The sequence below is a fragment of the Caballeronia sp. LZ029 genome (assembly GCF_031451275.1).
In the GTDB taxonomy this organism is placed as follows: domain Bacteria; phylum Pseudomonadota; class Gammaproteobacteria; order Burkholderiales; family Burkholderiaceae; genus Caballeronia; species Caballeronia jiangsuensis.
On sequence record NZ_JARUXO010000001.1, the window covers coordinates 1723204 to 1744235 of the forward strand.

The 21032-nt window shown below is 63.0% G+C and carries 17 protein-coding genes; 9 read left to right on the forward strand and 8 right to left on the reverse strand.

Annotated elements, in window-relative coordinates:
- Positions 1-54: 54 nt before the first annotated feature.
- From QCE73_RS08130 to QCE73_RS08150, 5 genes are all read left to right on the forward strand, one after another.
- On the forward strand, positions 55-1806 hold the full coding sequence (locus tag QCE73_RS08130; RefSeq protein ID WP_309880603.1) for an AMP-binding protein: 1752 nt from the start codon (positions 55-57) through the stop codon (positions 1804-1806).
- Between the two features lie 15 nt (positions 1807-1821).
- Positions 1822-2709, forward strand: coding sequence for a DUF1571 domain-containing protein (locus QCE73_RS08135; RefSeq protein WP_309880605.1), 888 nt, complete (start codon positions 1822-1824; stop codon positions 2707-2709).
- Between the two features lie 194 nt (positions 2710-2903).
- Positions 2904-3146 (forward strand): hypothetical protein, encoded by a 243-nt coding sequence (locus tag QCE73_RS08140; RefSeq protein WP_035501098.1) that lies wholly within the window; start codon positions 2904-2906, stop codon positions 3144-3146.
- A gap of 94 nt (positions 3147-3240) precedes the next feature.
- Entirely contained in the window at positions 3241-4029 is a 789-nt protein-coding gene (gene surE / locus QCE73_RS08145; RefSeq protein ID WP_035501100.1) for a 5'/3'-nucleotidase SurE, read from the forward strand.
- 88 nt (positions 4030-4117) lie between these two features.
- Entirely contained in the window at positions 4118-4582 is a 465-nt protein-coding gene (locus tag QCE73_RS08150; protein WP_250483717.1) for a DUF2147 domain-containing protein, read from the forward strand.
- 78 nt (positions 4583-4660) lie between these two features.
- Here QCE73_RS08150 and QCE73_RS08155 read toward each other — a convergent pair whose 3' ends face one another.
- From QCE73_RS08155 to typA, 6 genes are all read right to left on the reverse strand, one after another.
- Positions 4661-5053 carry a transposase gene (locus tag QCE73_RS08155; RefSeq protein ID WP_309880606.1) on the reverse strand — a complete coding sequence of 131 codons (393 nt, stop codon included), beginning with the start codon at positions 5051-5053 and terminating at the stop codon, positions 4661-4663.
- Between the two features lie 143 nt (positions 5054-5196).
- Positions 5197-6294, reverse strand: coding sequence for a cell division protein ZapE (gene zapE, locus QCE73_RS08160; protein WP_035501106.1), 1098 nt, complete (start codon positions 6292-6294; stop codon positions 5197-5199).
- A gap of 85 nt (positions 6295-6379) precedes the next feature.
- On the reverse strand, positions 6380-7810 hold the full coding sequence (gene lpdA, locus QCE73_RS08165) for a dihydrolipoyl dehydrogenase (protein WP_238214299.1): 1431 nt from the start codon (positions 7808-7810) through the stop codon (positions 6380-6382).
- Positions 7811-7900: 90 nt separating this feature from the next.
- Positions 7901-9199 (reverse strand): 2-oxoglutarate dehydrogenase complex dihydrolipoyllysine-residue succinyltransferase, encoded by a 1299-nt coding sequence (gene odhB / locus QCE73_RS08170; RefSeq protein WP_035501108.1) that lies wholly within the window; start codon positions 9197-9199, stop codon positions 7901-7903.
- Positions 9200-9282: 83 nt separating this feature from the next.
- The gene (locus tag QCE73_RS08175; protein ID WP_035501109.1) at positions 9283-12141 is read right to left on the reverse strand and encodes a 2-oxoglutarate dehydrogenase E1 component; all 2859 of its coding nucleotides are present in this window, start codon (positions 12139-12141) and stop codon (positions 9283-9285) included.
- A 334-nt stretch (positions 12142-12475) separates the two neighbouring features.
- Positions 12476-14302 carry a translational GTPase TypA gene (gene typA / locus QCE73_RS08180; protein WP_035501110.1) on the reverse strand — a complete coding sequence of 609 codons (1827 nt, stop codon included), beginning with the start codon at positions 14300-14302 and terminating at the stop codon, positions 12476-12478.
- A gap of 313 nt (positions 14303-14615) precedes the next feature.
- On the opposite strand from typA, the gene QCE73_RS08185 reads away from it, so the two are divergent.
- The 4 genes from QCE73_RS08185 (at position 14616) to QCE73_RS08200 (ending at position 19609) form a co-directional block, all read left to right on the forward strand.
- Positions 14616-15131: a MarR family transcriptional regulator gene (locus QCE73_RS08185; protein WP_309880611.1), complete on the forward strand. Its 516-nt coding sequence runs from the start codon at positions 14616-14618 to the stop codon at positions 15129-15131.
- Positions 15132-15206: 75 nt separating this feature from the next.
- The gene (locus tag QCE73_RS08190; protein ID WP_309880613.1) at positions 15207-16733 is read left to right on the forward strand and encodes an efflux transporter outer membrane subunit; all 1527 of its coding nucleotides are present in this window, start codon (positions 15207-15209) and stop codon (positions 16731-16733) included.
- 52 nt (positions 16734-16785) lie between these two features.
- On the forward strand, positions 16786-18036 hold the full coding sequence (locus QCE73_RS08195) for an efflux RND transporter periplasmic adaptor subunit (RefSeq protein WP_309880615.1): 1251 nt from the start codon (positions 16786-16788) through the stop codon (positions 18034-18036).
- Between the two features lie 13 nt (positions 18037-18049).
- On the forward strand, positions 18050-19609 hold the full coding sequence (locus QCE73_RS08200) for a DHA2 family efflux MFS transporter permease subunit (protein WP_309880618.1): 1560 nt from the start codon (positions 18050-18052) through the stop codon (positions 19607-19609).
- Between the two features lie 58 nt (positions 19610-19667).
- Here the strand turns inward: QCE73_RS08200 and truB are convergent, their stop codons facing one another.
- Both truB and rbfA read right to left on the reverse strand, forming a co-directional pair.
- Complete coding sequence (gene truB / locus QCE73_RS08205; RefSeq protein ID WP_309880620.1) at positions 19668-20606, reverse strand: tRNA pseudouridine(55) synthase TruB; 939 nt, start codon at positions 20604-20606, stop codon at positions 19668-19670.
- A 3-nt stretch (positions 20607-20609) separates the two neighbouring features.
- Positions 20610-20996 (reverse strand): 30S ribosome-binding factor RbfA, encoded by a 387-nt coding sequence (gene rbfA / locus QCE73_RS08210; RefSeq protein ID WP_035501116.1) that lies wholly within the window; start codon positions 20994-20996, stop codon positions 20610-20612.
- Between the last annotated feature and the right edge of the window lie 36 nt (positions 20997-21032).

Consider the following 21032-nt stretch of genomic DNA (forward strand, 5'->3'; position numbering starts at 1 on the left):
AAAAAATAAGGCGCGCCAGTCGACGAAAACGAAGCGCGCCGACGGAGACACCACATGAGCCCGGGACAGACAGCGCCGCGCGGGGCTATTACGCCGCACGCGACGGACGGCATCTGGTACGCGTCGTATCCGCCGTATGTCGCGCACGACATCGATCCTTCGCGCTATCGCTCGCTCGCGCATTTCTTCGACGAGTGCGTCGAGCGGTTTCGGGATTGCGTCGCGTTCGTGAGTCTCGGCTCCGAACTGACATTCGCCACGCTCGGCGAGAAGGCGCATGCGTTCGCGTCGTATCTTCAGAGCATCGGCGTGAAGCCCGGCGATCGCGTGGCGCTGATGATGCCCAACACGCTGGTCTATCCCGTCGCGCTTTTCGGCACGCTGATCGCGGGCGCGATCGTCGTCAATGTGAATCCGCTCTACACGGTGCGCGAGCTGAGCCATCAGCTCAAGGATAGCGGCGCGCAGACGGTCGTCGTGTTCGAGAACTTCGCGAAGACCGTGCAGGACGCGCAGCCGGGCTCGCGTGTGAGGAATATCGTCGTGACCGGGCTCGGCGATCTGCTCGGCAACGGCCTCAACGTGAAAGGCCGCGCGATCGATCTGTTCCTGCGTCACGTGAAGAAGCAGGTGCCCGCCTATGCGCTGCCCGATGCGGTCCGTCTGCCGCAGGCGCTCGCGCGCGGCGCGCGGCAGAAGTTCGAGCCGGTGAGAGTCGGTCATGGCGACATCGCGTTCATTCAGTACACCGGCGGCACGACGGGCGTCGCGAAGGGCGCGATGCTCACGCATCGCAATGTCATCGCCAATCTGCTGCAGGCGCTCGCATGGGCAGGCGGACAGCTTGTCGATGGCGAAGAGATCATCGTCACGCCGTTGCCGCTCTATCACATCTATTCGCTGACGGTGAATGCGCTCGCCTTTCTCGCAATCGGCGCGCGCAACGTGCTGATCGTCAATCCGCGCGACATCAACGCGCTCATGCGCACGCTGCGTCACGAAAACTTCACGGCGATCACCGCGCTCAACACGCTCTACAGCGCGCTCATGGACAACGACGCATTCCGCCAGCGCGACTTCTCGGCGCTCAAGCTCGCGATGGCGGGCGGCATGGCGACCCAGCGCGTGATCGCCGAGCGCTTCAGGGCGATGACGGGCCAGACGCTCGTCGAAGGCTACGGCCTCACCGAATGTTCGCCGCTCGTCGCCGCGACGCCGCTCGATGCCCACGGCGCGAGCGAATTCGACGGCACCATCGGCGTGCCGGTGCCCTCCACGCTCGTGCGCATGCGCCGCGACGATGGCGCATGGGCGAACATCGACGAACCGGGCGAACTCTGCGTGCAGGGCCCGCAAGTGATGAAAGGCTACTGGAACCGTCCCGAGGACACGGCGAAAGCCATCGATTCAAACGGCTGGCTCGCGACCGGCGACATCGGCGTGATGGACGCACGCGGCATCATCCGGCTCATCGACCGCAAGAAGGACATGATGATCGTGTCGGGCTTCAACGTGTATCCGAACGAAATCGAGGAAGTGCTCGCCGCGCATCCCAAAGTGCGCGCGGTGGCCGCCGTGGGCGTACCCGATCCGGTGACCGGCGAGCGCGTGAAGGCGTTCGTCGTGCGTCGCGACGACGCGCTCACGGTGGAAGAACTGCTGAAGTTCGCCCGTTTACACCTGACCGGCTACAAGGTGCCATCCTACGTCGAGTTTCGCGACGCGTTGCCGCTCACGACGATCGGCAAGGTGCTCAGACGCGAATTGCGCGACGCCGAATCGAAACCACGAAAATCGCAGGACTGACCTTCGGAGATGCTCATGCCGCGTGCGCGATGCCGCCAAGTTTCGGACTTGCTGCTCGCGTGCGCGGGCCTGTTGTGTCTCTTGCTCGCGCTCGCGTCTTCAGGCGCGCGCGCGGATGCAATCGAGGACGTCGCGCGCGTCGGTGAATTGAGCGTCGAGCAGCAGGCGCAATGGCTCTCGCGCTCGGCCGAGAGCGGCGCACTCGCGAAACTCGACGACGCGCAACTCGTCGCCCTGTTTCGCTCGCTCGACGCGCGCACGCTGCCGCGCTATTTGCAGGACGGCCTGGACGACTTCCAATCCTGCGAGTTCACGATGCGCCGGCGCGAGCGCATCAAGGGCAAGTGGCCGAAGCGCTCGGATCACATGCTCGTGCGCGTCACGCGCGAACCCTTGCGGATCTACGCAAAATGGCTGCCCGATGGCGCACATGCGGGCCAGGAAGTCATTTATGACGATTCCAAACGCCCCGACCAGCTCTACGGTCATCTCGGCGGCTTGCTGGGCGTCGTGCCGATGTGGACGTCGGTGAACGGCGCCTTCGCCCGCGCGCAATCGAATCATTCGATCCGCGAGCTCGGCATCGTCGCGATCACGCAGCGATTCATCGAGGAAGGGCGCAGGTTCGCCGAAGCGGGCATCACGAAGCCGTCAGATATCGAGGTGAAGATGATCGACGGATTGCGCGTCGTCGCGCTCACCTATGAAACGCCCACGGGACAGCCCGAGTTCTACGCGAAGAAGGAAGTGCTCGGGCTCGACCTCGAGCGGCCGGTTTTCCGCACGCTGGAGTCCTACGACAACGACGGCAATATTTTCGAAAGCGTCGTGTTCGAGCGCATCGAGGTCAAACCCTTCGACGATCTGACGTTCGACCCGAAGAATCCTGACTATCGCTTCTGACCGTCACGCCGATGAAATGAACGCTGAACTCGTGACATCCGGTGTAACGACGTGCCACATCGCGCGCCGCGCATTTTAAGTTTCGCCTAAGAGTCGGCCGATAACCTTCCCGCACTCCATCGACATCAAGGTCCGCGCAGAGGCACCGCGCCAGAAGCGCCGCACATCGTCATGCAAACTTGAGGAATTCGTTCATGAACCTCCGCCGTCCGGCTTCCGCACCCGTGCGAGCCATCAAAAAGCTTTTGAGCCATCACGAAATCGCCACGTTGCTGTTGCTGTTTCACGCACCCATCGACGTGATGGCGGCTACGCCCGACGTCGCCTCGTTGCAGGAATACGGCTATGTCGAGATCGTGTCGCCGGACATGGGCGCGCCGAAACTGCGTCTGACCGAAGACGGCAACGCGGTGCTGCGCGGCCTGGGCGTCAAGTAAGGCGTCAGGAAGAACCGGGCAGCGGACGCCCGACTACGCGAACTCTGTAATAATCGGTCGATACTTTTCACCATCGACCAAGGAGCGATTCGCGATGTCCGCCCTCTCACCCATCGTGCAGCGTGTGCTCATCACCAACGACGACGGCATCGACGCGCCCGGCTTAGCCGCGCTGGAAGCCGTCGCCGCCGAACTCGCGCACGAAGTCTGGGTCATCGCGCCCGAGCACGATCAAAGCGGCACGTCGCACTCCATCAGCCTGCATTCGCCGCTGCGCGTGTCGCGCCAGGGCGAGCGGCGCTACGGCGTGCAGGGCACGCCCGGCGACTGCGTCGTGATGGGCGCACGCCACATCATGAAGGACGCGCCGCCCACGCTCGTGCTCTCCGGCATCAACCGCGGCGCGAATCTCGGCGTCGAGACGATGTTCTCCGGCACCGTCGGCGCCGCGATGACGGGCCTGCTGCTCGGCCTGCCGTCGATCGCACTCAGCCAGACCTTCACCGATCGCGAGAACGTGCGCTGGGACACGGCGCGCGCGCTCGCGCCCGGCGTGATCCGCCAGTTGCTCGCGATCTCCCACGACGCGCCCACCTGCCTGAACGTCAATTTCCCCGATTGCGACGCATCCGCCGCCGGACCGCTCACCGTGACGCGGCAGGGTGTCGGGCTCGTGGAAGGCATCGATGTGCTGCCGCTCGTCGATCCGCGCGGCATCGACTATCACTGGCTGCGCTTTCAGCGCGGCCCGCGCCCGAATTCGCCCGATAGCGAAACGGCAGTGGTCGCGTCCGGCCGGGTCTCGGTCACGCCGCTGCATTTCGATCGCACCGACGAGCGCACGTTCGCCACCCTCGAAGCGGGTCTGAAAGGCGGCGTCTGAGTGTTGAGCGCGCGCCGCTAGAACGTTTCCTCCCAGACGGGAACGGGCGCTTTCTCGTATGCTCGGGCGATCACAACAAGGAGACGACATGACCCGTTCCATCGGCTCGCGCGGCGCGCGCGTGATGCTCGGCGCGCTTTGCGCCACCTTCGCCGCGAGCGTTTTTGCGCAGGCGGCGACACCCGTCGGCACCTGGCAAACCATCGACGATCAGACCGGCAAGCCGAAAGCGATCATTCAGATCGTCGACGATGGAAGCGGCCAGTTGTCAGGCAAAGTCGTGCGCGGTATCGGCGAGTTCGATCACCCCGAGCGTCGCTGCACGGCCTGCACCGACGAGCGGAAGGATCAACTGGTCAAGGGCATGACCATCATCACCGGCATGCGGCAGAACGGCGATGCATGGGACGGCGGCCAGATTCTCGATCCCGAGAACGGCAAGCTCTACAAGTGCAAGATGAAGATGGAGGACGGCGGGCAGAAGCTCGTCGTGCGCGGGTATATCGGCGTGTCGCTGCTGGGGCGTTCGCAGACCTGGCTGCGCCAGCAGTAAATTCCAGAAAGGACAAAGCCGGTCGAAGATATATGTCTTCGACCGGCTTTGCTTATCTCGCGAGTGCGTTCGACAAGGTCATGCGGCGTGACGGTGATGCACCTCGACCACTTGCACGCCTTCGGGCAAGCCAGCGCTCTCGGGCTTGAACTCCGGCGGCACGCGCATGCGCGATGTCATCAACGCATAGAGCGATTCTCCGGCCGGCCCGAATAGCTGCGACATGACGCGCAGCAGGACGCCCGACTCGTGCCACGTCTTGAACCGCCGATGACACGTCTGATACGACGGATATTTGCGCGGCAACGTGGACCACGACGCGCCGCTGTACATCACCCAGAGCACACCGTTGAGCACGGCGCGGGTGTTGGCGAGCGGCCGGCCCCGAAGTTCGAGACGAGGGCGCAGTTCGGGAAGCAGCGGTGCGACCATCTGCCATTCTTCGTCGGACATGTCGCGGTAGGGCTTCACGGTAGTTTCTCCAATTTGCTGACTGATAACCGGCATCGACGATACCGAGTACCCGAAAGCCGGCAAATCGGAGTGATCCGAATCTTGAAATAGTCCCCAAAGCCTTATGCCGATTGGCTAACCGCAGTTTTTTGATACTCGTATTAGGTCAGCGAAATATCCGCGACGCGCCGTGGCGCCTCCAGATACTCCTTCGACTGCATCTCGATGATGCGCGAAACCGTGCGCGCGAATTCGTTTGCCATCGGTCCTTCCACGTACAGCTCTTCCGCGGGCACGGCCGCCGACATCAGCAGCTTCACCTTGTGGTCGTAGAAGACATCGATGAGCCACGTGAAGCGGCGCGCTTCGGACGCCATGCGCGGCGTCATCTGCGGCACGTCCGACAGAATCACCGCATGGAACCGGTTCGACAGTTCGAGATAGTCGTTCTGCGAACGCGGGCCGCCGCAGAGCGTCGCGAAGTCGAACCACACGACGCCGTCGGCCTTACGCAGCGCCTTGATCTCGCGCTTTTCGATGTGCAGGATCGGGCTTTCGTCGGGCACGGCCGCGAGCTTCGCATAGTCCGCGCGCAAGGCCTCGCTCGCCGCCGCGCCGAGCGGCGTGTGATACGCCTTCACCTGCGACAGCGTGCGCTTGCGGTAGTCGGTGCCGGCATCGACATTGAGCACGTCGAGATGCTGCTTGATGAGTTCGATCGCGGGCAGAAGACGATCGCGATGCAGCCCTTCCGGATACAGCGTGTCCGGCTCGTAATTGGACGTCATCACGAACTGCACACCGTTCTTGAAGAGGCGGTCGAGCAGGCGATAGAGAATCATCGCGTCGGCGATATCCGAGACGTGGAACTCGTCGAAGCAGATCAGCCTGTATCGTTTGGCGATGCGTTTCGCGAGTTCGTCGAGCGGATCGGCCTGCCCTTTCAGCTCTTCCAGCTCGCGATGCACTTCACGCATGAACTCGTGAAAATGCAGCCGCGTCTTGCGTTGCACCGGCACGACGGCATAGAAGCTGTCCATCAAAAAGCTCTTGCCGCGCCCGACGCCACCCCACATGTAGACACCGCGCGGCAGGTCCGGACGCACGAGAAACTTCTTGAGCGCGTTGGAGCGGCGTGACTTGTATGCGACCCACTCTTCGTAGCACTGCTGCAGGCGCGCGACCGCCGCGAGCTGCGCCTCGTCCGATTGATAACCCCGCGTGCGCAGTTCGCTTTCGTAGTATTCGGTGACGTTCATCTTCTGCCGTTTGAAGTGACGAAGGCGAGCGGTTTGATCCGCTCGCCTTCGTGTGCGATGCCTGACTGCCCGAAGCCGAGCTCGATTACATGTTCAACGCGCGCTTGTCGACGGCCAGCGCCGCTTCGCGCATCACTTCCGACAGCGACGGGTGCGGATGGCAAATGCGGCCGATATCTTCCGACGCCGCCTTGAACTCCATCGCGACAACGGCTTCCGCGATCAGATCCGATGCGTCCGCTGCGATCACGTGCACGCCGAGGATCTCGTCGGTCTTCGCGTCCGCGATCATCTTGACGAAGCCTTCAGCCTTGCCGATACCCAATGCGCGGCCATTGGCCATCATCGGGAACTGGCCGGTCTTGATCTCGCGGCCTTCGGCCTTGAGCTGCTGTTCCGTCTTGCCGACCCACGCGATTTCCGGTTCCGTGTAGATGACCCACGGCACGCAGTTGTAGTCGATATGCGGCTTCTGACCATCGATGATCTCCGCCACCGCCACGCCTTCGTCTTCCGCCTTGTGCGCGAGCATCGGGCCGCGCACCACGTCGCCGATCGCGTACACGTTCGGCACGCTCGTCGCGCAATGATCGTCCACGTCGATGAAACCGCGCTCGTTCGCCTTCAGGCCGATGGCTTCCAGACCGAGGTTGTCGGTATTCGGCACGCGGCCGATCGACACGATCAGGCGGTCCGCTTCCAGCGTCTGCGCGTTGCCCGCGTTGTCCGTGTAAGCGATCGAAACGCCATTGTCCGACGTCTTCACTTCGCCGATCTTCACGCCGAGGTGAATGTCGAGACCCTGCTTCTTGAACTGCTTTGCGGCTTCCTTCGCGAGCGATTCGTCCGCTGCGCCGAGGAACTGCGGCAGCGCTTCGAGCACGGTCACGTCCGCGCCCAAACGACGCCACACCGAGCCGAGTTCCAGACCGATCACGCCCGCGCCGATCACGGCGAGCTTCTTCGGCACGGCGTCGAACGACAGCGCGCCTTCATTGTCCGCGACGATCTTGTTGTCGACCGGAATGTTCGGCAGATGACGCGCCTTCGAGCCCGTCGCGATGATCACGTTCTTCGCCGTGACGACTTCCGTCTCGCCTTCGCCCGACACTTCGATCTGCACGCCGGCAGCATTCTTGCCGGTGAACTTGCCATGACCCTTGAGCCACGTGATCTTGTTCTTGCGGAACAGGAACTCGATGCCCTTCGTCATCTTTTCGACGATGCCGTCCTTGCGCGCCAGCATCTTCGACACGTCGAGCTTCACGTCCGACACGCTGATGCCGTGATCGGCCAGATGCTTCGACGCATTTTCGAATTCTTCCGACGACGCGAGCAGCGCCTTCGACGGAATGCAGCCCACGTTCAGGCACGTGCCGCCGAGCTTCAACGCGCCCGCCGGATTCTTCCACTTCTCGATACACGCAACCGTCTTGCCGAGCTGCGCTGCGCGAATCGCCGCGATATAGCCGCCGGGGCCCGCGCCGATCACGACGACATCAAATTCCTTGGACATGACTTTCCTTTGGTCTGGCTCCGCTCATGCAGAGCAGCCTCGTGCGATGCGCGCGAGCCTATCGCGCGCATCGAGGCGAATTGCTTTTTCTTACAGGTCCAGCAGCAGACGGGCCGGATCTTCCAGCGCGTCCTTCATCGCGACCAGCGACAGCACGGCTTCGCGGCCGTCGATGATGCGGTGGTCGTACGACAGCGCGAGGTAGTTCATCGGGCGGATCACGATCTGGCCGTTTTCCACCACGGCGCGTTCCTTCGTCGCGTGCACGCCGAGAATCGCGGACTGCGGCGGGTTGATGATCGGCGTCGACAGCATGGAACCGAACACGCCGCCATTCGAGATGGAGAACGTGCCGCCGGTCATGTCTTCGATCGACAGCTTGCCGTCCTTCGCCTTCTGGCCGAATTCGGCGATCTTCTTCTCGATGTCGGCGAGGCTCATCTGATCTGCGTTGCGCAGGATCGGCACCACCAGACCGCGCGGCGAACCGACCGCGATACCGATGTCGAAATAGCCGTGATAGACGATGTCGTTACCGTCGATCGATGCGTTCACGAGCGGGAACTTCTTCAGCGCATGCACGGCGGCCTTCACGAAGAACGACATGAAGCCGAGCTTCACGCCGTGTTCCTTCTCGAAGCGATCCTTGTACTTGTTGCGCAGATCCATGACCGGCGCCATGTTGACTTCGTTGAACGTCGTCAGGATGGCGTTGGTTTGCTGCGATTCGAGCAGACGCTCGGCGATACGCGCACGCAGACGCGACATCGGCACGCGCTGTTCCGGGCGGTCCTTGAGCCACTGATCGGCCGATGCCGGCGCCGACACTTGCGGCAGCGCAGGCTTGGCGGCGCGCGCGGGCGCGGCGGCCGGAGCGGGTGCGGCAGCCTTGGCAGGCGCCGGAGCCGATGCCGAAGCGGCGAGTGCGTCGCCCTTCGTGATACGGCCGTCGCGGCCCGAGCCCGAAACCTGATCCGCCGAAACGCCCTTCTCGGCCAGAATCTTTGTCGCGGAAGGCGAAGCAGCACCGCCCGCCGACGCTTGCGCAGCAGCCGGAGCGGCGGCGGCGGTCGTTTCCGCGACCGGCGCGGGCTTCACTTCGGCGTCGCCGGCAGCGGCGACGGCGGCAGGCGCTTCGCCCGCTTTCGCTTCGGTGTCGATCTTCGCGATGAGTTCATCGGCGGTGACGATATCGCCGTCGTGCTTGATCACTTGCGCCAGAACGCCCGCGGACGGCGCGGGCACTTCCAGCACGACCTTGTCGGTCTCGATTTCGATGAGGATTTCGTCCTGGGCGACAGCCTCACCCGGCTTCTTCTTCCATTGCAGCATGGTCGCTTCCGAGACCGACTCGGAAAGCTGGGGAACCTTGACTTCTACGATAGCCATTTCTGTATTGTCCTAATGCGTGTCTGTGTGTTCGAGCGTCGGGACCGGGCTGCGGCATGCGCGCCCGGTCTCTCGAGCGTTGCTTACTTCGCGATGATCTGCGCGCCCTTCAGGCGGCCGAACGCGCCTTCCACGAGCGCCTTCTGCTGCTCGTAGTGCTTCGCGTAGTAGCCGACCGCCGGCGATGCCGAAGCCGGACGGCCGCTGTAGGCCAGCTTCATGCCGTCGCGCATGCCTTCGCGCAGATGGTGCTCGACGTAGAACCAGGCGCCCTGGTTCTGCGGCTCGTCCTGCACCCAGACCACTTCCGTCGCGTTCTCGTACTTCTTGAGTTCAGCGTCGAACTGCTTGTGCGCGAACGGATACAGCTGCTCGATACGCACAATGGCGACATCGTTGCTCTTCGCTTCGCGGCGATGCGCGACGAGGTCGTAGTACACGCGGCCCGAACACACGACCACGCGCTTGACCTTCTTCGGCTCGATGCCCGCTTCGACTTCACCGATGACCGGCTGGAACGAGCCCTTCGACAGTTCCGTCAGATCCGACACGGCTTCCTTGTGACGCAGCAGCGACTTCGGCGTGAAGATGATGAGCGGCTTGCGGAACAGGCGGATCATCTGACGGCGCAGCAGGTGGAAGACCTGCGCCGGCGTCGTCGGCTGGACCACCTGCATGTTGTGATCCGCGCACAGTTGCAGGAAGCGCTCGATACGCGCCGACGAGTGCTCCGGGCCCTGACCTTCGTAGCCGTGCGGGAGCATCATCGTGAGACCCGAGACGCGGCCCCACTTCACTTCGCCCGACGAGATGAACTGGTCGATCACGACCTGCGCGCCGTTCACGAAGTCGCCGAACTGCGCTTCCCACGCGACGAACGTGTTCGGTTCCGCCGTCGAATAGCCGTACTCGAAGCCGAGCACCGCTTCTTCGGACAGCACGGAGTCGATCACCGTGAACTTGGCCTGGCCTTCCGCGATGTTCTGCAGCGGAATGTAGGTGCCGTCGTTCCAGCGCTCACGGTTCTGATCGTGCAGCACCGCGTGACGATGCGTGAACGTGCCGCGACCGGAGTCCTGGCCCGTCAGACGCACGGCGTAGCCCGATGCGACCAGCGACGCGAACGCGAGATGCTCGCCCATGCCCCAGTCGAGCTTGGCTTCGCCGAGACCCATCGCGCGGCGGTCGTTGATCACGCGCTCGACGAGCGGGTGAACCTTGAAGTTCTCGGGAATCGTCGTGATGCGCTCGGCGAGACGCTTCAGTTCGGCGAGCGGAACCGCCGTGTCGGCCGCGTCGGTCCACTTGCGGTTCAGGAACGGCACCCAGTCGACCGCGTACTTGCTCTTGTAGTTCGAGAGCACGGGATCGATCGTGTGATGGCCTTCGTCCATCGCCTGACGATATTCCTTGATGAACCGGTCGGCGTCGTCGGCCGTAATCACGCCTTGCTGCACAAGCTTTTCCGCGTAGACGGCGCGCGTGCCCGGATGCTTGGCGATGGTCTTGTACATCAGCGGCTGCGTGACGGCCGGCGTGTCCTGCTCGTTGTGGCCGAGCTTGCGGAAGCAGATGATGTCGACGACCACGTCCTTGTGGAACTTCATGCGGAAGTCGATCGCGAGTTGCGTGGCGAGCACGACGGCTTCGGGATCGTCACCGTTCACGTGCAGCACCGGCGCCTCGATCATCTTGACGACGTCCGAGCAGTACAGCGTCGAGCGCGCATCGCGCGGGTCCGACGTGGTGAAGCCGATCTGGTTGTTGATGACGATGTGCAGCGTGCCGTGCGTGCCGTAGCCGCGCGTCTGCGCGAGGTTCAGCGTTTCCATCACGACGCCCTGGCCCGCGAAAGCCGCGTCGCCGTGCACTTGCACCGGCAGCACTTGCAGACCTTCTTCGTCGCCGCGGCGATCCATACGCGCCTTGGCCGAACCTTCGACCACCGGATTCACGATTTCCAGGTGCGACGGGTTGAACGCGAGCGACAGGTGAACCGGGCCGCCTTCGGTGGCGACATCCGACGAGAAGCCCTTGTGGTACTTCACGTCGCCGGCCGGCAGATCATCGACGTGCTTGCCTTCGAATTCGGCGAACAGATCCGCCGGCATCTTGCCGAGCGTATTGACCAGCACGTTAAGACGCCCACGGTGCGCCATGCCGATGACGATTTCCTGCACGCCGCTCTTGCCCGCGTGACGGACGACTTCGTCCATCGACGCGATGAAGCTCTCGCCGCCTTCCAGCGAGAAACGCTTCTGGCCGACATATTTGGTGTGCAGGAAACGCTCGAGGCCTTCGGCGGCCGTCAGGCGGTTCAGGATGTGCTTTTTCTTTTCGTTCGTGAAGTTCGGCGTCGAGCGGATCGACTCGAGCTTCTCCTTCCACCAGCGCTTCTGCTCCGGATCGCTGATGTACATGAACTCGGCGCCGATCGTGCCGCAGTACGTGTCGCGCAGCGCCTTGACGATGTCGCGCAGCGATGCCTGCTCGAAACCGAAGTACAGGTTGTTCGCGTTGAACACCTGATCCATGTCGGCTTCGGTGAAGTCGTAAAAGCCGGGTTCGAGTTCAGGGATCGCGGGACGCTCGCGGCGCTTGAGCGGATCGAGGTTCGCCCATTGCGTGCCGAGGAAGCGATACGCGCCGATCAGCGACTGGACGTAGACCTGCTTGCGCGCGGTGGTGAGGTCGCCCGTGCTTTCGCGCGGCAGGAAGGCATTCGCCTTTGCGCGCTGAGCGAACGACTCGACGATGGGGCCGTGGGCCACGTCGTTGTGAGCCGTGCCGTCCGATGCGGGCACGTTCTGCAACGCATCGAAGTAGGCTCGCCAGGTCTCGGGCACTGACGCGGGATTATCGAGATATTGCTCGTACAACTCTTCGACGTACGGAGCATTACCGCCGAACAGATAAGAGTTCGACTGGAATTGCTTCATCATTTTACGCTCACCTTTCTTCGAGTTTCTCGAGGAAGTGCGGGTTAAGAAACCTTCCGCGCCACGGCCTGACCGTTTAGCGGATTGCGCGAATCAAGTCTGCTTGGAAGGACCTAAAAAGCGACAGCTAATCCAAGAAGCATAGCACAGAACGAATAGTCATATGACGGATCGCCGCATGTGCCTGCCGTCGTCATCCCACTGTCGTCATCCTTTACGCAACAAGCATGTGCGGGCTTTTATGAGATACGCAAGGGTCTCTTGCATGACGACGAAAAAAAGCAAAAGCCGCCCGAAGGCGGCTCTTGTTCTGTCGATGCGAATCGATACCTGAAACTTACTCGGCGTTCGCTTCGCGGCTCGCGCGGCGGCGCTCGTGCTCCTTCAGATGACGCTTGCGCAGACGGATCGACTGCGGCGTCACTTCGACGAGTTCGTCATCATCGATGAACTCGACCGCGTATTCCAGCGAAAGCTGGATCGGCGGCACGAGGCGCACGGCTTCGTCGGTGCCCGACGCGCGCACGTTGGTCAGCTGCTTGCCCTTGATCGGGTTCACGACGAGGTCGTTGTCGCGGCTGTGAATGCCGATGATCATGCCTTCATAGAGCGCATCGCCCGGCGACACGAACATGCGGCCGCGATCCTGCAGCTTCCACAGTGCATACGCGACAGCCGCGCCGTCGTCCTGCGAGATCAGCACGCCGTTGCGACGCTCGCCGACCGAGCCTTCCTTCACCGGCGCGTACGAATCGAACGTGTGGCTCATCAGACCCGTGCCGCGCGTGAGCGTCAGAAACTCGCTCTGGAAGCCGATCAGACCGCGCGCCGAAATCTTGTACTCGAGACGCGTGCGGCCACGGCCGTCGGAGGTCATGTCGAGCATTTCGCCCTTGCGGCGGCCGAGTTCTTCCATCACGCCGCCCTGATGCTGGTCTTCGATATCGACCGTCAGGTTTTCATACGGCTCGCACTTCACGCCGTCGATTTCCTGCAGCACGACGCGCGGACGCGACACCGCGAGTTCGTAGCCTTCACGGCGCATGTTCTCGACGAGAATCGTCAGATGCAGTTCACCGCGGCCCGACACTTCGAACGTGGTTTCGTCGCCGGTGTCTTTCACGCGCAGCGCCACGTTGTGGTTCAGTTCCTTCGTGAGACGGTCGCGAATCTGGCGGCTCGTCACGAACTTGCCTTCCTTGCCCGCGAGCGGCGACGAATTCACGAGGAAGTTCATCGTGAGCGTCGGTTCGTCGACGGTGATCATCGGCAGCGCTTCGGGATTGTCCGGCGAGCAGATCGTCACGCCGATGCCGATTTCCTCGATGCCGTTGATCAGCACGATATCGCCGGCCTGCGCTTCTTCGACCTGCACGCGCTCCAGACCGTGGAACGACAGCACCTGATTGATCTTGCGATTGATGATCGCGCCGTCCGGACCCGAACGCACCGCCACCTGCATGCCGGGACGAATGCGGCCACGCGCGACACGGCCCACGCCGATACGTCCGACATACGAGTTGTAGTCGAGCGACGTGATTTGCAGTTGCAGCGGGCCGTCCGGATCGGCCGGACGAACCGGCACGTGTTCGAGAATGGCTTCGAACAGCGGACGCATCGTGCCTTCACGCACTTCGGGCGAGAGACCCGCGTAGCCGTTCAGACCCGACGCATAAACGATCGGGAAGTCGAGCTGTTCTTCGGTCGCGCCGAGCTTGTCGAAGAGATCGAAGGTCTGGTTGATCACCCAGTCGATACGCGCGCCCGGACGGTCCACCTTGTTGATGACGACGATCGGCTTCAGACCCAGCGCGAGCGCCTTCTTCGTGACGAAGCGCGTCTGCGGCATCGGACCTTCGACGGCGTCGACGAGCAGCAGCACGGAATCGACCATCGACAGCACGCGCTCCACTTCACCGCCGAAGTCGGCGTGGCCCGGCGTATCGACGATATTGATGTGCGTGCCTTCGTATTCGACGGCGCAGTTCTTCGCAAGAATCGTGATGCCACGTTCCTTTTCGATGTCGTTCGAGTCCATGACGCGCTCGGCGACCTGCTGGTTTTCCCGGAACGTGCCCGACTGGCGGAGCAACTGGTCGACGAGCGTGGTCTTGCCGTGGTCGACGTGGGCAATGATGGCGATATTGCGGAGGGCGCGAGTCATATAGAGATGTCTTGGTTGTGCGCCGTCGGAGCGAGTCTCTTCAGCGAGACTTCATGGCTCGGCAAACCCCCCTTGAAACCGTCATGCAAGCATGACTATGCGGGCCCGGCGCGGTGAGAACCGTAAATTATAGCACGCATGGATGTCGTTCCCTTGCAATAGGACTCAACCCGTAAGTCCTGGGTCTCGACCCTGCCCCGTCGCAGTCGCGCACGGCTGATTGTTAAGCGGTTTCATAAAAGAGTCTTGCAGCGACTGAAACGCTTGCCTATAATCCTGCCTAGTCAACTATTGCAATCGCACAATTATTTCCATGAGCGACGCTCCGAAATCTGCGGCCATCGGCGATTACGTGTTCGCCGAGAGCGTCGGCTACCTGATCGGCCGGGTGCGCTCGACCATGTGGAACATGGTCACGCAACACACGACGTCCGAACTCGGCATCACGAGCACACAGGCAAGCATCCTCTTCATGCTGGCGGTCGGCAAGTGCCTGACGGCGGCGGACATCGCCCGCGAATACGGAATCGACGCGAGCGCCGTGACGCGCCTCATCGACCGACTGGAAAAGCGCGGCCTGCTCTCGCGCGTACGCAGCGAGGAAGACCGGCGCGTCGTGCGCCTCGCGCTGACGGACGAAGGCCAGGCAACGGCCGAGAAGATTCCCGCCATCTTTACGCGCGTGCTGGATAACCTGCTCGCGGGCTTCACGCCCGAAGAAGTGGGCTTCCTGAAAAGTATGCTGCGGCGAATTCTGGCGAATTCCTGCGATCCTTCCGTCGCGCCGCTGCTACATGGCAACGATAAGCCTGGTACGTCATTGCGATGACAAGCAAATTTGTCATCGCAAGCCTACAAAATGATTGCAACGTCCATCTTTAATTCTCTTCTCAAGAGACGAGATATGAACCACCTTTCCTTGTTCGCGCTGCCCGGCGAGCGTCGCGTGAAAAGCGCCGTGGCTGCCGCGATGGCTGCGCTCGCGCTCGCGGGTTGCGCGAACTACGCGGGCATTTCGAGCGACAAGCAGATTGCCGCGCCTGAAAACTTCGATGCCACGCTGAGCCTGCCGGGACAAGGCGGCCAGTGGCCGGCGCTCGACTGGGCGAAGCAGTTCGGCGATCCGCAGTTGCCGCAACTGATCGACGAGGCGCTCGCGGACAATCCGACCATCGCGCAGGCGCAGTCGCGCATCGCGAAGGCGTCGGCGTACATCGAAACGTCGCGCTCGGCGCTCTATCCGAAGGTCAACGGATCGTATTCGTGGACGCGCGAACTGTATTCGGCCAACGCGCTCTTCCCGCCTCCCTACGGCGGCACCTGGTACAGCGAGAACAACGTGCTCGCGAGCGCGTCGTGGGAACTCGACCTGTGGGGCAAGAACCGCTCGCGGCTGAACATGGCGGTCTCGCAGCAGAAGGCCGCCGAAGCGGACATGCAGCAGGCGCGCGTGACGCTGGCGACATCGGTCGCGCGCACGTACAACCAGCTTGCGCTGCTCTACGCGCTGCGCGACGTCGCCCAGCGCGAGATCGCAAATCGACAGGACGTCGGGCGCATCACGAACGGGCGCGTCGCGGCCGGGCTCGATACCAACGTCGAACGCCGCACCGCTGAAGGCAACGTCGCGACGAGCCAGACGAACTCGACCGAGCTCGACGGACAGATCGAGACCGTCCGCTATCAACTCGCCGCGCTGCTCGGCAAGGGTCCGGACCGCGGCCTGCAGATCGCCAAGCCCGTGATCAATCCGAACGTCAACGTGGCGCTGCCCGACAACGTCCCCGCCGACCTCGTCGCGCGCCGCCCGGATATCGTCGCCGCGCGCTGGCAGGTCGAAGCCGCGACGCACAACATCAAGGAAGCGAAGGCCGAGTTCTTCCCGGACATCAACCTCGCGGCCGGCTTCGGTTTCGACGCGTTCGGCTGGGGCCGCTTCCTGCAGGCGAGCAGCCGACAGATCCAGATCGGGCCGGCGATTCATCTGCCGATCTTCGATGCCGGCGCCCTGCGCGGCCAGTTGAAGGGCCGTTACGCCGACTTCGAGGGCGATGTCGCGAACTACAATCAGACGCTCATCAATGCGATGAACGACGTCGCGACCAATATTTCCGCGATCCGCTCGCTCGACAAGCAGATGGCCGACGCCCAGCGCGCACTCGCGGCGGCGTCGAGCGCGTATCAGCTCGCGGTGATCCGCTACAAGGCCGGCCTGTCGCCGCAGTTGCAGGTGCTCAACGCCGACGAGAACCGCCTCGCCAACGAGCAGACCGTGACGAATCTGCGCCTGAAGCGCACCGATCTGCAAATCGCGCTGATCAAATCGCTCGGCGGCGGCTTCGACGCGACGAGCACGAATCTCGCGATCGGCGGCAACGGGCAGAATCCGGCGAGCACGCAGGCGGCGAATCAGGCCGCGCCGTCGAAGTAAGCCGCGCACAAGAACACGCATCAAGACCAATACGGAATATTCGGAGTCTTTCATGAGCGACCCTCAACAAACCGCCGCCGCGCCCGCGCCGAAGCAAAGCAACGGCAAACGCCGCCGGCTGATGACGCTGATCGTGCTCGTCATCATCATCGCCGCCATCGCGTACGGGCTGTACTACTTCCTCGTCGCGCGCTTCCACGAAGCCACCGACGACGCCTATGTCAACGGCAACGTCGTGCAGATCACGCCGCAGGTCGTCGGCACGGTGATCTCGGTGAACGCGGACGACACGCAGACCGTGAAAGTGGGCGATCCGCTCGTCGCGCTCGATCCGGCCGACTCCAAGGTCGCGCTCGATCAGGCCGAGGCGAATCTCGCGCAGACCGTGCGCCAGGTGCGCACGTTCTTCGTGAACAACAACCAGTACGAAGCGCAGATCGCGTTGCGCCGCTCGGATCTGTCGCGCGCGCAGGACGATCTGAAGCGCCGCATGCAGGTCGCGCAGACTGGCGCGGTATCGCAGGAAGAAATCTCGCACGCCCGCGACGCGGTCCGTGGCGCGCAGGCCGCGCTCGACTCGGCCGAGCAGGAACTCGCGTCGAACCGTTCGCTCACGGCCAACACGACGATCGCGGATCATCCGAACGTGCTCGCCGCCGCCGCCAAGGTGCGCGACTCGTACATCAATTTCGCGCGCAACACGCTGCCGGCGCCGGTGACGGGCTATGTGGCGAAGCGTTCGGTGCAGGTCGGCCAGCGGGTCTCGCCGGGCAATCCGCTGATGGCGATCGTGCCGCTCAACGGCGTATGGGTCGACGCGAACTTCAAGGAAGTGCAGTTGAAGCACATGCGCCTCGGTCAACCCGTGGAACTGACGGCCGACCTGTACGGTTCGAGCGTCGTGTATCACGGCAAGGTCATCGGTTTCTCGGCCGGCACGGGCTCGGCGTTCTCGCTCTTGCCCGCGCAGAACGCGACGGGTAACTGGATCAAGGTCGTGCAGCGTCTGCCGGTGCGTATCCAGCTCGATCCGAAGGAACTGGAGCAGCATCCGCTGCGCATCGGCCTCTCGATGAACGTCGATGTGACGATCAAGAACGAGGAAGGCGGCCAGCTCGGCAACGCGCAGAACACGGTCTACCAGACCAACGTGTTCGACAACTACGGCGCGCAGGCCGATCAGGAAATCGCGCGCATCATCCAGCAGAACGCAGGCACGGGCGCGGGGTCGTCGGCGCAGAACACCCCGTCGTCGGCGCGCGGCAAGGCGACGAAGTCCGCATCCGCCGCCAAGCTGATGTAAGCGGATTCGCCTCATGTCTTCGCAAAACGTCGTTCATCCGCCGCTGTCGGGCGGAAAGCTCGTCATCGGGACGATTGCCGTATCGCTCGCCGTGTTCATGAACGTGCTCGACACGTCGATCGCGAACGTCTCGATTCCGTCGATCTCCGGCGACCTCGGCGTGTCGTCGGATCAGGGCACGTGGGTCATCACGTCGTTCGCGGTCGCCAATGCGATCTCGGTGCCGCTCACCGGCTGGCTCACGCAGCGCATCGGCCAGGTGCGGCTCTTCCTCGGCTCGATCATCCTGTTCGTGCTCGCGTCGTGGCTCTGCGGCCTCGCGCCGACGCTGCCGTTCCTGCTCGCGGCGCGCGTGCTGCAAGGCGCCGTCGCCGGCCCGATGATCCCGCTGTCGCAGACGCTCCTGCTCGCGAGCTATCCGCGCGAAAAAGCGCCGATGGCGCTCTCGATGTGGTCGATGACCACGCTCATCGCGCCGGTCGCGGGCCCGGTGCTCGGCGGCTGGATCTCCGACAACATCTCGTGGCCGTGGATCTTCTACGTGAACATCCCGGTCGGTATCGCCGCGGCGCTCGCCACCTTCGCGATCTTCCGCGACCGCGATTCCGCGATCCGCAAGGCGCCGATCGACACCGTCGGGCTCGCGCTGCTCGTGATCTGGGTCGGCTCGCTGCAGGTCATGCTCGACAAGGGCAAGGATCTCGACTGGTTCAATTCGACGACGATCGTCGTGCTCGCGCTGATCGCGGTGATCTCGTTCGCGTTCTTCATCGTGTGGGAGCTGACGGCGGAGCATCCGGTCGTGGATCTGTCGCTGTTCGAATTGCGCAATTTCACGGGCGGGACGATCGCGCTGTCGATCGGCTACGGACTCTACTTCGGCAATCTCGTGCTGCTGCCGTTGTGGCTGCAAACGGATATCGGCTACACCGCGACGAACGCCGGTCTCGTGATGGCGCCGGTCGGCCTGTTCGCGATCCTGCTTTCGCCGATCACCGGCAAGTTCCTGCCTCGAACCGATCCGCGCTACATCGCGACCGCCGCGTTTCTCGTGTTCGCGCTGTGCTTCTGGATGCGCTCGCGTTATACGACCGGCGTCGACACGTGGGCGCTCACGGTGCCGACGGTGATTCAGGGCATCGGCATGGCGGGCTTCTTCATTCCGCTCGTGTCGATCACGCTGTCGGGTTTGCCGGGGCATCGGATTCCGGCGGCGTCGGGCTTGTCGAACTTCGTGCGGATCATGTGCGGCGGCATCGGCACGTCGATTTTCTCGACTGCGTGGGAGCATCGTTCGATCGTGCATCACGCGCAACTCGTCGAGCAGGCCAACTCGTATAACCCTGTCTTCGCAAACTCGATGCAGCAGATCGGCGCACTCGGCTTCTCGAAGGATCAGACCTACGGCCTGTACAACAGCATGGCGACGCAGCAGGCCGCGCAGCTCGGCGTGAACGACATGTTCTATATCTCAGCGGGGATTTTCGTCGCGCTGATCGCGCTGATCTGGATCACGCGGCCCGAGCGTTCGGGCGGTGGGGATTCGGCAGCGGCGGCGTCGGCGGCGCACTGACCGAATTGCCGCTCGTGGAATGAAGAGAGCCCGGTTGATCGCTCAACCGGGCTCTTTTTTATTGCGCCGTGACGATCAATCGTTCGGGCGCGAGCACGCCTTCGCCCGCACGCGCCACGCCGAGCAATCGACCGCCTTCTCGCGCATAGACACGCACGCGGCCTTCTGCGAGGCGCGTTTGCACGACGTCCGCGAGCCGCAGTCGTTGGCCGTGCAGAAAGCGCTGGGTCGCTTCGTCGTTCAGTTCAACCGCGGGAAAGGTGGACAGGAGCGCGTCGACAGGCTGAAGTCGTGCATCGCGCTCCGCTTCCTTCATGCCAGCGAGTTCGTCCAGCGTGACCGCGTGCTCAAGCGTCAACGCGCCGACGCCCGTGCGCCGCAGCGCCGTCAAATGCGCGCCGCAACCGAGCGTCTCGCCGATATCTTCCGCCAGCGTGCGCACGTACGTGCCCTTGCTGCAGGTCACGCGAAACGTCACGAGCGGCAACGCGCACGAAATCAACTGAAGCGTGTGGATCGTCACCTGACGGCCTTCGCGTTCCACCATCTGACCTGCACGAGCGTATTCGTAGAGCGGCTTGCCGTCGCGTTTCAGCGCGGAGTACATCGGCGGAACCTGCGTGATTTCGCCGAGAAACTTCGTCATCGCTTCGGAAACCGCGACGTCATCGCACGTTACGTCACGCGTGTCGATGGCCTCGCCTTCGGCATCGCCGGTCGTCGTGCGAATGCCGAGACGCATGGTCGCTTCGTAAGTCTTGTCCGCTTCGAGCAGGTCTTGCGAAAACTTCGTCGCCTCGCCGAAACAAAGCGGCAGCAAACCCGTCGCGAGCGGATCGAGCGTGCCGGTGTGGCCCGCCTTCTTCGCCAGATAAATCCGCTTCGCCTTGATGAGCGCATCGTTGCTCGACAGCCCGAGCGGCTTGTCCAGCAGCAGCACGCCATCCAGCGCGCGGCGCGGAATCTTCGGCCGCGCCTGTTTTTCCGTGCCACTCATCGCTTACTTGCCTTCCTGATCGTCGTCCGCGTCCTTCGCGCGCGAGGCGTTCGCTTCGTCGATCAGGCGCGACATCTCGACGGCCTTCTCGATCGTCTGGTCGTAGTGGAAATGCAGCGTCGGCACCGTATGGATATGCAGGCGCTTAAACAGCATATTGTGCAGATGCCCCGCCGCGTGATTCAGACCTTGCTCGGTCTGTTTCGGATCGCCGGTGAGTGTCGTGAAATAGATCTTCGCGTGCGCGTAGTCGGGCGTGAGCTCGACGCTCTGAATCGTCACGAGACCCACGCGCGGGTCTTTGACCTCGCGCATGAGCTCCGAAAGATCGCGCTGGATCTGGTCCGCAATCTGCACGTTGCGGTTCGGGGATGTCCGTTTTTTAGCCATGATGTCGTTTCCGTGTTTCTTTTCCTGCCGCCCGAT